The sequence below is a fragment of the Paraburkholderia ferrariae NBRC 106233 genome, from assembly GCF_000685035.1.
GTDB lineage: Bacteria > Pseudomonadota > Gammaproteobacteria > Burkholderiales > Burkholderiaceae > Paraburkholderia > Paraburkholderia ferrariae.
In genome coordinates, this window is the sequence record NZ_BAYB01000038.1 from 1 (window position 1) to 12832 (window position 12832).

General features: G+C 65.8%; 12 protein-coding genes. 5 read left to right on the plus strand and 7 right to left on the minus strand.

All coding sequences use genetic code 11. The annotated features are described in order from the left end of the window. The 5 genes from BFE01S_RS31080 to BFE01S_RS31100 form a co-directional block, all read right to left on the minus strand. On the minus strand, positions 1-768 hold a 768-nt coding region (locus tag BFE01S_RS31080), incomplete at its 3' end, for a condensation domain-containing protein (protein WP_028228864.1). A gap of 5 nt (positions 769-773) precedes the next feature. Further along, complete coding sequence (locus tag BFE01S_RS40865) at positions 774-1643, minus strand: YqcI/YcgG family protein (protein WP_042339155.1); 870 nt, start codon at positions 1641-1643, stop codon at positions 774-776. Positions 1644-1889: 246 nt separating this feature from the next. Further along, positions 1890-3341, minus strand: coding sequence for a cupin domain-containing protein (locus tag BFE01S_RS31090; RefSeq protein ID WP_028228865.1), 1452 nt, complete (start codon positions 3339-3341; stop codon positions 1890-1892). Positions 3342-3368: 27 nt separating this feature from the next. Beyond that, the gene (locus BFE01S_RS31095; RefSeq protein WP_028228866.1) at positions 3369-4145 is read right to left on the minus strand and encodes a thioesterase II family protein; all 777 of its coding nucleotides are present in this window, start codon (positions 4143-4145) and stop codon (positions 3369-3371) included. 11 nt (positions 4146-4156) lie between these two features. Then, complete coding sequence (locus BFE01S_RS31100; RefSeq protein WP_028228867.1) at positions 4157-4399, minus strand: MbtH family protein; 243 nt, start codon at positions 4397-4399, stop codon at positions 4157-4159. A 472-nt stretch (positions 4400-4871) separates the two neighbouring features. On the opposite strand from BFE01S_RS31100, the gene BFE01S_RS40870 reads away from it, so the two are divergent. Genes BFE01S_RS40870 through BFE01S_RS31115 form a run of 3 tightly spaced genes read left to right on the plus strand, consistent with a single transcriptional unit; the run spans position 4872 to position 9440 of the window. Continuing rightward, on the plus strand, positions 4872-6065 hold the full coding sequence (locus BFE01S_RS40870; protein WP_042339157.1) for an efflux RND transporter periplasmic adaptor subunit: 1194 nt from the start codon (positions 4872-4874) through the stop codon (positions 6063-6065). Continuing rightward, a complete protein-coding gene (locus BFE01S_RS31110) occupies positions 6059-8038 on the plus strand; it encodes a MacB family efflux pump subunit (protein ID WP_028228868.1) in 1980 nt (659 codons plus the stop codon). The genes BFE01S_RS40870 and BFE01S_RS31110 overlap by 7 nt, the downstream gene beginning before the upstream one ends. Before the next feature lie 4 nt (positions 8039-8042). Next, complete coding sequence (locus BFE01S_RS31115; RefSeq protein WP_042339159.1) at positions 8043-9440, plus strand: efflux transporter outer membrane subunit; 1398 nt, start codon at positions 8043-8045, stop codon at positions 9438-9440. Positions 9441-9450: 10 nt separating this feature from the next. Here BFE01S_RS31115 and fur read toward each other — a convergent pair whose 3' ends face one another. Both fur and BFE01S_RS40875 read right to left on the minus strand, forming a co-directional pair. Continuing rightward, positions 9451-9903: a ferric iron uptake transcriptional regulator gene (gene fur, locus BFE01S_RS31120; protein WP_028228870.1), complete on the minus strand. Its 453-nt coding sequence runs from the start codon at positions 9901-9903 to the stop codon at positions 9451-9453. 328 nt (positions 9904-10231) lie between these two features. Further along, on the minus strand, positions 10232-10987 hold the full coding sequence (locus BFE01S_RS40875; RefSeq protein ID WP_084170262.1) for a 4'-phosphopantetheinyl transferase family protein: 756 nt from the start codon (positions 10985-10987) through the stop codon (positions 10232-10234). 110 nt (positions 10988-11097) lie between these two features. Between BFE01S_RS40875 and BFE01S_RS31130 the strand changes: the two genes are divergently transcribed. Continuing rightward, positions 11098-11760 (plus strand): nitroreductase family protein, encoded by a 663-nt coding sequence (locus BFE01S_RS31130; protein ID WP_028228871.1) that lies wholly within the window; start codon positions 11098-11100, stop codon positions 11758-11760. A gap of 130 nt (positions 11761-11890) precedes the next feature. Continuing rightward, on the plus strand, positions 11891-12715 hold the full coding sequence (locus BFE01S_RS31135; protein ID WP_156967219.1) for a 4'-phosphopantetheinyl transferase family protein: 825 nt from the start codon (positions 11891-11893) through the stop codon (positions 12713-12715). Positions 12716-12832: the final 117 nt, after the last annotated feature.

Genomic DNA, 12832 nt, shown 5'->3' on the forward strand with positions numbered 1-12832 from the left:
TTCGCGCCAGTAGCGAAGCTGGGCGTCCAGACGCGCCTCGTCGAGCCACTCGCGCTGCCAGGCGGCGTAGTCGCCGTACTGCACCGGCAGCGGCGGCAGCGCGTCGATCACGCCGGCGTGCAGGGCCGCGCAGGTGCCCGCGCAGGTGCCCGTGTAGGTGCGGGCGAATTCCCGGGTGAGGATGCCGAGCGACCAGGCGTCCGAGACGATGTGGTGCAGGGCGAAGTGCAGCACGTGCTCGTGAGGCGCGAGCTTCACCAGCGACACGCGCAGCAGCGGGCCGCGTTCGAGGTCGAACGGTTCGTGCGAGCGCTGCGACAGCAGGCTCGCGAGCACGTCCGCGCGCAGAGACTCGGGCTCCTGTGACAGGTCCGGTTCCGACCAGGCGAAATTCGCGTTGCCCGCAATCTGTTGCGGCGAGCCGTCTTCGCCGGTGCGAAACCGAAGCCCGAGCACTTCATGCCGCGCAACGAGCGCCTGCACCGCACGCCGTACCGCATCGACATCGATCTCGCCGGTCAGGCGGACCGCTTCCGCCAGGTTGTAGCTCGCGCTTTCCGGTTCGAGGCACCACAGAAACCACAAGCGCTCCTGGGCCCACGAAAGCGGAAACACCTCCCCGCGGTCGCACAGCGGCACGACCGGCAAGCGGTCGCTGGCGATGCCCTTTTCCCGCAGACGCTCCCTGAACTGCCTGCGCCGCTCAGCCGGCAGCGCCGCATAGGCGGTCGAGATCGACCGGGCTTCGTTGCTCGTATCCTTCGCCATCCTGATCACCTGTCTTCCGCCGACCGTTCCATGTCTTCCGCAACAACCGGCTGCGTGTCGTCATTGAGATGACGCATCACCTCTCTCGCTTCGGCCAGGCGCCGCTTCCGGTTGAGAAACGGGCACTGCCCCTGCGCCGGATCGTTGGTGTCGGCGAGGAAGTACTGCTTCCATTCGAGATTGCCCGGATCGCCAAAGAAGCCAAGATCCGGATGCGGCGCGACGTCGTCCCATTGGCGCAGGCGTTCGCGTACCTGATTGCGCGCTTCGCGGCCGATCACCTTGTTCGTGATCGTGTCGACGAACACGGCGCGAGGCTGGAGCAGCAGCACCATGCCGGGCCCGAGATTGCGGCTATGACGCTGCCCAAACGAGGGGCAGGCGCAGACGACGAACATCTGCACGCCGCCGAACGAGAATTCCCAGGCCTCGTCGGAAGGATCGGGCTGCTGCTCCGCCAGCGGATCCGGATCGACATCGTGCAGGAACTGCAGCGTGTCCCAGAACAGGTCGTGATAAGCCTCGTGCGAGAGCGGCACCGGGTCCGGTTCGAAGAAGATCGCGATGTTGTTGCGCCGGTACTCCGGCTGCGCGGCGAGGCGCGCGAACGTCGCCATGGTCGCCGGCAGGTCGTCCGTGTCCTTGCCGCTCACGTACGAATAGAACATCTCGCCGCGCCGCTCGGCAATCGTGCCGAAGAAGCAGGGATACTCCGGGTGTGTCACGAGCGCGTGCAGCTTGTCGTAGGAGCGCTCAAGCCACGGCGGGAAGTCGGTCAGGCCGACCTGGTCTTTGAGAATGATCCGCGTGCGCCAATCACTCGCCGGCCGCTTGCGGTTTTCCGGTGCTCGATTGCTGCTCTCTTCAGGCTGCATGGCCCTCTCCATCAGAAACGTTGCGATGTCCGGGTTTCCCTGCGCCCTTCGCACACAAAGGACCGGGCGTGAAGCAAAAGAAACCCCTCGGGCCGCCACGCGGCGGTCCGGTCTGTTTTCTTAAGTTGTCCGGATCGTTCTACGGAAGAACGGGGCTGGGGAGAGACTGCTTGCCTGGCGAATTTATCCGGCGCCTGACGCGACCTAACGCGACTTAACGCGACCTGCTGCGAAATGCTGCGAACGCTACGCCGCAGCGGTTGCCGGTGCGCACTGTTCGTCCAGCAACCCGGCGATCCACTCGTCGGGGATGATCGGCTGGTCGTACGTGCATTCCTCGCAGAGGACGGTCGATCCGTGGAGGCGGCCGTCCGGAATCAGCACCTTGTCGCCTTCCCGCATTTCGAGCCGCATTCCCAGGTTGCCCCAGAAGTGCATTTGTATGGTGCCCTGCGGTGCGCTGCTGCGGATCACCACGAGCCGGTGATCGTTGTGGACGTGCGTAGTCGAGCACATGTCGCGCGGCTCGATAAAGGTTTCGCGGTCGATGCCGGGGCACTCGGCCTCGATACGCCGGTCGATCTTTTCCGCGAACGCGATGTAGCGATCGATCGACGACAGCCACTTCAGTTGTTCGCCCAGATCCCAGCGCGCGCGCTCGGCCAGCTTCTGCCCCGCACCCAGACCTTGCCCCACGCGGAAGAGCCCTTCGGCGCCGAAGCGGCGCTCGACCTGCGCGAGCGCCCGCGCAAAGCGCGCAACGAGCGCATCCGCTGCGGAGGCCGGATCGGCGTTCGCGCTGCCCGGTGCGACGAGATGCGGGCAAGCCTTCGCAAGCGCCGCATTGAATGCCATCGCTTCGGCCTCGGCAACGAACGCCGCGCCGAGCAGCGCGAACGCGCGGTCCGGACGCGAACCGAGCGCGTAGAGCAGGTTGGACTTCGCCATGCTCGTCGGCAGATAGAACTGCCAGTACGAATGCTCGCGCCGCGTGACGCCGACAAACGCCGCGACGCGTTCGAGCAGCGGATCGCACGCCTGCGATGCGACATCGGGGCGATCCTCTGCGGCCACGCTGTCGAAATAGCCCGACGCCACCGCGCGCTCGACCGCCACGCGCCGCGACGGCGCGTGACTCCAGCGCTGGATCATGATGAAGCGCAGCCCCTCGACGAGGTAGTCGTTGCGCATGAGCAGCGCGAACATCTCCGCCCAGAACGCCTTTTCCTGCGCGATCACGTCGCGTAGACGCTCCACGTAGCTCGCCGCCGTCTCGCCGCGCTGCGCCTCGTTGCCGACGAAGGTGAAGCCGTAATGTTCGAGGAACGGCCGGATGCGCGCCCCCAGCACCTGATTGCGCTCGCCATAGAACGCATCGAAGCGCGCGAATTCACCCGCCTCGTCTGCGCGCGGCAGGCGCGCGACGGCGACTTCGTTCAGGCTCATGAGGAGCCGCTGCGTGGCGAGCGAAGGCAGGCGGCTCACGTGCGCGGCAGGCACCGGCTTCATGAATTTCAGGAACTCCAGGTCCTCGGGCCGCAGGGGGCGGCGGTAAAAGTCCTCGTCGAGCTCCAGCTCCTCCACCGCCGCGCTGCGAAAAGCATGGTGAGAAGCGAATTCGCGGATCAGCGCGATCACTTCTTCGCGCTGCACGAGGTAAGGCGTGAAATCGAAAAGGGGAGACGATTTGTCCACCATACTGAACTCCACGAGATACACGGGCTATCAGGCATACGACCGCTCTAGCGGCGCGCCGGACGGCCCGTGTGCAAGAAACGCCCTCGCCAGGCTCCCGACCACGTGATCGATGACCCCGGCGCGATGCGTGTTGATAAAGAAATGGCCCGCGTCGATTTCCTTCTGCTCGTACGGGCCCGTCGTTTCCCGAGCCCACGCAGCCAGGTTCTCGGGCTCGCCGCTGATTTCGGTGTCCTGAATGCCGCCGAGCACCAGCATCGCGCAGTCCAGCGGCTCGCGCTGCCGGTATTCGTAGCTGCCGCACAAATGAAAATCCGCCCGCAGGAACGGCAGAACGAGTTCCATGAACTCGCGGTTCTCGAGCAGTTCGTCGGGCATGCCATTGAGCGAGCGCACCTCGTCGATAAACTCGCTCTCCGGACACGTGAGCCAGTGATGCTCAGGCTCGCGGCGCGACGGCGCCTTGCATGCGGACGCGCCGAACCACACGGGCGACACGCCATGACGGCGGCGCAGCGCCTGCGCAAGCTCGATGCCGATGAGCGCCCCCATGCTGTGCCCGAAGATCGCAAATGGCTGCGCCGCGAACGGCTGCGCGTCTTCGACGAGCAGATCCAGCAACGCCCGCCAGCCGTGCAGCGGGCGCATGGCGTGACGCACGCCGCGCCCCGGCATATGCAGCGGCACGAGGCGTATCCACTGCGGCAGCCGCGCCGGCCAGTCGCGATAGATCGCGGCGCTGCCGCCCGCATAGGGCAGGCAGAACAACGTGAGCGCCTCGGTTGCGGCCTCGGTGCGGCTCATGGCGCGAACCGTCAATGCAGCGGCGCCGGTGCCGGATCGCCCGCGGGAGCGGCACCGTCCATCGCCCTGCGCAGACTCGCAGGGCGCATGTCGGTCCAGTGCTCCTCGATATACGCGAGGCATTCGGCCTTCTTGCCTTTCTTGCCCACCGCGCGCCAGCCGCCCGGAATCGGCTTGTAGCCCGGCCAGATCGAGTATTGCTCTTCGTGATTGATCACCACCTCGAATTCCGCGTTCTCGTCGTCCCAGCTCATTCGTACCCCCAAGTCCATTTCGACACGCCTGCCTGCCGGCGCATCAATGCACCCCGGCAGGGCCCCAGCTCTGTTGCGAATCGCTCATCGAATCTTTGTTAATGAGAATTATTCGCAAAAGTCCGGGAAAATTATGCTTTCTCCGATACCTTGTCAAGTTGTTTTGCCGAAGACCCTACGGCTCGGCGATGCACTTCGCATGCAATACGTCGACACATCAACACAGAACGCGTCGGCGCATGCAAACTCGCCCATCCCATTGCCCGTTAGCTTCGCAGGGTTACACGGTTCGTTTGCAAATGAGAATCGCTTATACTTCCACGCGAAGTTCGCCGGCCTCGCAGCCGATCCCTCAACGCAGCCATCTTAGAAGCCGCCGGTGACGGATTCGTTACCGCAGCACCATGGCTCAACGTATCCACTTGCCCGCATCGCCAGGTTCGGGACGCGCGACACCCGCCTTTGAAGACCGATGAGAAAAATCGCCAGACGACATCGACGAAGCGCCTTCGTCGCCATCCTCCTGCTGCTGTTCGCATGGGCCATCTGGGCAATCTTCTTTCGGGTGATCGAGCACGTGAGCACCGTCACCATCGGACGCGGCGACATCGAAGCCAACGTCACGGCACTCGGCACGGTGCAGCCTCATAGCTACGTCGATGTCGGCGCACAGGCCTCCGGCGAAATCCGGCGCATTCATGTGCGGCCCGGCGAGACGGTCAGCCGGGGCACGTTGCTGGTCGAAATCGATCCGAGCGTCCAGCAGGCCAAAGTGGATGTGGACCAGTCCACGCTCGCGAGCCTGCGCGCGCAACGCGTGGGCGACGAGGCGCAGCGCGTGCTCGCGCAGCAGCAGTACGACCGGCAGCGCCGCATGGCCGCCGACGGCTCGACCCGCGACGAGGACGTGCAGACCGCCCGCGCGGCACTCGATCAGGCACGCGCCGCAATCGACAATCTGGCCGCGCAGATTGCGGGCGCCCAGTCGAACCTGAAAGGCGACGAGGCGCAACTGGGCTACACGCGCATCTATGCGCCGATGAGCGGCACGGTCGTCACGCTCGACGCCCGCGAAGGCCAGACGCTCAACGCCACCTACCAGACGCCGAACATCCTTCGCATTGCTGATCTTTCGACGATGACCGTCTGGACCCAGGTGTCCGAAGCGGACATCCTGCGCGTGAAGCCGGGCATGCCGGTGTACTTCACGACGCTCGGTTCGACCGACCGCCGCTGGACGGCCACGGTGCGCCAGATTCTTCCCTCTCCGCCGAATCCCGCCACGTCGCCCGACAGCAACGGCCAGTCAACGGCCGCTCAGGCCGGCACGGCGGCGAGCAGCAAGGTCGTTCTCTACACGGTCCTGTTCGACGTCGCCAATCCCGACGGCCAGTTGATGCCGCAGATGAGCGCCCAGGTCTTCTTCGTCGCGGCCCGGGCAAAGCACGTCGTCCTCGCCCCGCTCGCCCCGATGACGCCCGTCGAGGGCGCGCCCGGCCGCTACACGGCACGCGTCTACGCGGGCGGGCACATCGTCTCGCGCGACGTGCGCATCGGCATCCACGACCGCCTCAGCGGCGAGGTGCTGGCAGGCCTCGCACCGGGCGACCGGCTCGTGACCAACGTCACCCGCACGCACCTGGCCGACGGGAGGTTCACGTGGTAGCGCCGCCGTTGATCGAACTGGAGGCGATCCGCAAATCGTACGGCAGCAACGCCCGCGGTCCGGACGGCAACCCGGCGGCAGCAACCGAGGTGCTGCGCGGCCTCAGCCTCTCGATTCACTCCGGCGAGTTCGTCGCCATCGTCGGCGCATCGGGCTCGGGCAAATCGACGCTGATGCATATCCTCGGCTGCCTCGACCGCCCGACTTCGGGCCATTACCGGTTCGCGGGCCAGGACATCGCCGGATTCAGCGCCGACGAACTGGCCTGGCTGCGGCGCGAAGCGTTCGGCTTCGTGTTTCAGGGCTACCACCTGATCGCCACCGAAACGGCGCGCGAAAACGTGGAGATACCCGCGATCTACGCCGGCGTTTCCGCGCACGAACGCGAACGCCGCGCCACCGCGCTGCTCACGCGCCTCGGCCTGGGCGAGCGGCTCGATCACCGCCCGGGTCAGCTTTCCGGCGGCCAGCAGCAGCGCGTCTCGATCAGCCGCGCGCTGATGAACGGCGGACACATCGTGCTCGCCGACGAGCCCACCGGAGCGCTCGATTCGAAGAGCGGCGCCGAGGTGATGCTGCTGCTCGAAGATCTCGCGCGCGCCGGGCACACGGTCATTCTCATCACGCACGACCGCGACATCGCCGCGCGCGCGCACCGGACCATCGAAATCCGCGACGGCCAGATCATCGCGGATTCGGGCAGGCGCAGCGATGCGGGCAGCCGCGCCTCGCTCGACGCCGCAGCGCTGATCGCTTCGATGGCGACCGGCGTGGCCCATACGGCTTCGTTCGTCGCGGACACGCGCGAGGCCCTGCGCGCAGCGTGGCGGGTTCTGTGGATCAACCGCTTTCGCACCCTGCTCACGCTGCTCGGCATCATCATCGGCGTGGCTTCCGTGATCGTGATGATGGCGATCGGCGCCGGCACCGAACAGCAGGTGATCGAAAAAATGGCGAGCTTCGGAACGAACCGGCTCTACGTCATTCCCGGCGGCGACAATCCGCGCGGACCCGGCGGCACGCTTTCCGAGGCGGACGCGCAAATCGTGCGCGATGTCCCCAACGTGAGCGCGGCGATGCCGTTCCTCAGCAGCAGCGTCACGGCGCGCTACGGCAGCGTGGATATTCGCGTGCCCCTCTGGGCCGTCACCGAAGAGGCGCCGCGTGTGCTCAACTGGAAACCGAGCCGCGGCATCTTCTTCACCGCCAGCGACGAACGCCATCTCTCCACGGTCGTGCTGCTCGGCAAACGGGTGCGCGAAAAGCTGTTCGGCACGGCCGATCCGGTCGGCCACTACGTGCTGGTCAACAACGTCCCCTTCCAGGTCATCGGCGAACTCGAAGAAAAAGGCGCCACGTCCGGCGACACGGACGACGACAACGTCATCCTCATGCCCTGGTCGACTGGCAGCTATCGCATTGTCGGTACAACGAATCTTTCGTGGATTTCGGTGCTGATCGACCGCCTCGATCTCGCGGACCAGACCGCCCGGAAGATCACCGATGCCCTCGAAACGGCCCACCACATCCGCGACTTCCAGGTCTACAACCAGGCGGCCTCCGTGAAGGCGCAAACCGAAACGCAGAGCACGCTAACGCTGATGCTCGGCCTGATCGCGGCGATTTCGCTGGTGGTGGGCGGCATCGGCGTCATGAACATCATGCTCATGACGGTGCGCGAGCGCACGCGGGAAATCGGCATCCGCATCGCGACCGGCGCCCGCCAGCGCGACATCCTCAGGCAGTTTCTGACCGAGGCGACGCTCGTCTCCAGCGTAGGCGGCCTGCTCGGCGTCTTCTGCGGGCTCGCCATCGGCGCGGGCCTGATCGCAGCCGGCGTCCCTGCCATCTTTCCGATGCGGGCCATCATCGGCGCGTTCGTCTGCGCGCTGCTGACCGGCCTTGTTTTCGGCTTCATGCCGGCCCGCCAGGCAGCCCGGCTCGATCCTGTCGTCGCACTGGCGAACGAATGACCCCATGAGAAACCGGACCCGCCGCTTCGCCCTGCTCCCGCTATTCGCGCTTTGCGCCTGCACGACGCCTGCCCCCAACGACACCGCGCTGCCGGCACCGGCCGCCTGGCGCTACGCGGCAGCCACCGACGCTCTGGGCGAACCGGTGCGCCCCGGCTGGTGGACAGCGTTCGGAAGCCGCGAACTCGACAGCCTCGTGCAGCAGGCTCGCGCGAACAGCTTCGACGTTGCCGCGGCCGTCGCCCGCGTGAAGCAGGCTCAGGCCAGTGCGAAGATCGCGGGCGCCGCCCTGCTGCCGAACGTGAACGGTTTTGCCGATGCCACCCGCCAGGGCGGCTTGCTCGTGAACGACAGCGAACTGGAGGGCACGAGCTTCGACCTGGGCCTTGTGGCGAGCTACGAACTCGACTTCTGGGGACGCAATCGCGCGCTACGCGACGCAGCGCTCGCCAATGTCGACGCATCGCGCTTCGATCGCGACACCGTGGCGCTGACCGTCTCGGCCGATACGGCCAATACCTGGCTGCAAACCGTCGCCCTGCGCCAGCGCGCCGCGATTGCGCGCCAGAACCTCGATACGGCCACGCAGATCCTGAAGACCGTCGAGTCGCGCCTGCGTGCGGGCGCCGTAACCCTGCTCGACGTTGCCCAGCAGCGCGCGGCCGTTGCCGCACAACGCCGCGCACTCGAAGCAAGCGTCGAGCAGGCCAACGACAGCCTCGCGACCCTGGCGGTCCTGCTCGGTCAACCGGCATCCCGGTTGCAGATCGCTACCACGTCGCTCGACGCCCTGCACGTTCCGGATATCGCCGCCGGGGTCCCCTCGGACGTGCTCGTGCAACGGCCCGATCTCGCGCGCGCCGAGGCCCAGCTTACGGCCGCCGACGCGAACATCGCCGCGGCGCGCGCAGCCATGCTGCCGAGCCTCACGCTCACCGCCACGGCCGGCTTCGGCAGCGAGCGCATTCATACGATCTTCGACAACTCGCTCTACAGCGTCGCCGCGGGTCTTTCCGCGCCGATCTTCAATGCGGGATCGCTGGCCGCGGGGCGCGATCTCGCCATTGCCCAGCAGGAGGAATTGCTCGCCGCCTATCGTGCGGCGATTGTCTCGGCATTCGGCGACGTGGACCGGTCCCTCAACGCGATTCACGGTGTGGATGCACAGGTCGCCGCGCAGGACGAAGAACGGGACGAAGCGCGCCGCGCGCTCCGGCTCGCACAAAGCCGCTACCAGGCGGGTGCGGAAACGCTGACCACGGTGCTCGACGCGCAGCAAACGCTCTTTGCCGCGGAGGACGAAGGCGTGCAGTTGCGGCTCGCCCGCCTGCAAGGCGCGGTTTCGCTGTACCGTGCGCTGGGCGGCGGCTGGACCCGCGGGGCCGGGCAAAGCGCGGGTTGAACGGGATGAACTACGCTTTCTTGCCCGGCTTCGCGCCGTGCGGTTTGGGCCGGCATTTGGCGCAGTAGCCGTGCAGGACGAGTTGATGGCCGGTGAGCATGTAGCCCAGTGCGTCGGCCACTGCTTTCTGCCGGGCGTCGATGAGCGGATCCGAAAATTCGTCCACCTTGCCGCAGTTCAGGCAGATGATGTGATCGTGGCGCTTGCCTTCATTGAGTTCGTAGACGACCTTGCTCGAGTCGAGCATGCCGCTCGTCAGGAGCCCCGCCTCCTCCAGTTGCGCAAGCACGCGATAGACGGTCGCGAGCCCGATATCGACCTTGTCCTCGACGAGATGCCGGAACACATCTTCCGCGCTGAAATGCCGATGGTCCGCGTGACGGAAAAACTCCAGCACCTTCACGCGCGGAATGGTCGCGCGCAAGCCTGCACTCTGCAACTCTTCGAAAACCGGGGCGGACATATATCGTATGGAAAGGGGACCGGGTTGATGCGCATGCAGGCGGTCGATCGCCGCCTTTGCCGGCGGAACCGCTCATGCCGAGGCCCTGATCTTAGCGTAACGACGACTGCGATCCGATTAGATATAGCTAACGAGATAGAACGCCCGTAAAGCTAATACTGACGGGAATCGTTATCATTTCTATTCGTGGACGAACGGGAAAATTCATGCTTCGCTTTTTATTCTGCATTACCAGGTAAATATCCGATTCCATTGCCCGCTGCAACGCGAAGTCCAGACGCGAAGTCCAGGTATGGCTATCCGCGCGGCTTCTTCCCAATCGGGCGTTTCAGGCGCGAGGCAAGTCTTGCGGCGCGCCGGCAAACGCATAGGCCAGGCAGCCCGTATAACCCGGCAAGTCGTCGATCCAGCAGTACCTCAACCGGCGGGCCTCCTCAACCAGCGGATCGTCCGCTACCTCCGGGCGCGCGGGAGCGTGAGCGTGGCCACCCAGATCGACAGTCAGCTTCAGCAAGCCTTCCGTGATGCCCAGGCCCACTGCCTTCAGCAATGCCTCCTTGGCCGTCCAGCAACGCAAGAACAGATCGGCACGCGCGGCCAGGGGCGCCGCCTCGATCGCCGCGCGCTCGGCCGCGGTGCACACCAGATCGAGTAGTTCGTGCCAGCGCAGGTCGGCATCGACCCGTTCGATATCGATACCGACGCGAGTGCACCCTGAGACCGCGATCAGCGCATGCGCTCCGCAATGGGAAACGTTGAAGAAGAGGTCGGGAAATGCGGCGAGTATCGGCTTTCCGCGCGCGGTCGAGGTGAAGCGCAGCGCCGCGGGGTCCGCGCCCGTATAGCGGCCCAGCAATTCGCGCAAGACCGACCTTGTGACCGCGAAGCGCGCCTGGTCCGCCGGGTGACGATAACGCAGCGCTCGGGCCCGTTCGTCCGGTTCGAGATGCGATCCGTTTTCGTCTGCTCCCCAATGATCGACAGGAACGTGCCAGACGTCCACGCCGGACGGCCAGCGTCCGCGAGGCGCCATCAAGACTGCCCGCTGCGTGGGCGGCCGTGCCGTTGTGTCGCGATGGGTCATGGCACAGGAGCATAGGACAGAAACAAATTTCTTTCAACTAAATGAGAATCATTTGCATAAAGACTTGATTTTCGTCATCATGTGCCGGTGACTTTCGTAGGGACACGCACATGGACGCAGCCGCAACCGCCATTCCGGAACAAACCGCACTCACGAATCACCCGCGCGATCACCAGCAGGATCAACCGCAAGCCGGGCGCCGGGCCTTCTTCGATACCCTGCTTTCACGCCAGTCGTGCTGGCCGCTCACCGGCCCGGGGCCCAGCGATGCCGAACTCGATCTGATCTTCGACGCCGCGTTGCGCGCGCCGGACCACGGCCGGCTGTGCCCGTGGCGCTTCGTGTACCTGCGCGACGATGCCCGCGCGGAACTGGCCGAAGTGCTCGTCGATATCGCGGCGGCCCGCGAGCCCGAAAAGCCGCGCTCCGCGCACGAGCACCGGCGGCAACGGGCATTCGCCGCACCCGTGATCGTGGCGCTGGGTTCGGCCGTTACGCCCCGCAGCGGCATCCCGGAGATGGAGCAGCTCCTCAGTGTCGGCGCGGCGGCCATGAACATGCTCAACGCGATCCACGCACTGGGCTACGGCGGGTTCTGGGCCACCGGCGCAGATGCGTACGATCCGCGCCTGCAAAGCGCACTCGATTTCGAGCCGACCGATCGCCTGCTGGGATTCCTTTTCATTGGGACACCGAAGTCCGGGGAACGCAGTGCGCTGCGTCCGCCCCGCGCCAATCACGTTCGCGAGTGGTTTGGGCGCAGCTCCATCTGAATTCCGCAGACTGCGCTGCGCGCGCCTCCGCAAACCGGCCGCTGCGGGGGTTCATGCCCGCGATGCGCAGTTATCGCAGCGGCCGCAGCGGCCGCAAACGGGACGTCGTCTCCCTACCCTGAGGAACTTGATGCCTTTAGCCGCAGAAGTCGATCCTGCCCAGGTATCCGCCAGGACCGCCAGAACCAGACGGCACCCGATCTACTCGACGCCTGCACTCGAGTTCGTCGCCCTGCCGCACCATGCGTCCGCGCCCTTCCGCACGACCTTGCCCGCACCCGGCGAGCTATACCTGTGGCGATATCACGCGGAGTGGCAAGCGATCTCGCACGACGACCCGCGCTCGTGCATTTCCCGGGCCGAATATCAGTGGGCGAAGCACTACCCCAACTCCGCTTTGGCAAAACGCTACCTGATAGGATGTGCCGCGCTGCGCTTCGCGCTCGCTCCCATGCTTGCCTGCGCCCCGGAGCAACTGGAATTCGGGAGCGCACGCGAAGGGCGCCTCGCGCTGCTGCACCCCGAAGCCGGCAGCGCAATCCAGATTCACATTGCCTTTGCCAGTGTCTGGGTGCTCATTGCCGTCAGCAATGCGGCGATGGGCATCGGGTCGGCCACGCCGGGGCGAAGAATGACGGCGCCGAACGCGGGCGCGCCAACGCTGCCCCATCGCCGCGCGATCGCAGACCAGTCGGACTCATCTGCAGCGATGGAACACAGCACCGAAACGCACTGGCAAGCGCGATACGCGAGCCTCTCCGATCTGGCCGGACGCACGCTGTCCGATGCGGATGTCGCTTTCTTCCGGCAAAACGGTGCGAGTTCGACGCTGGACGCGAACGATGGCCAGAGGTATCACGTCCTCGATCTCCCCATGCCTGGGCGCCTGTGCAGCGCCATTGCGCTTGCGGAACCGGTGTGGACCGTTTATGCGTCGGGCTGGCTGCGCAGTTGAGCACGTCGGGCTGCCAGCCAGGATACATCGAACCGAACGTGAACGGCGGCGGCTCCGGGTTCGCGAGCCACCTTCGCGGGCGGGCAAGACCACACGCCTGCCGTGGACACGCAGCAA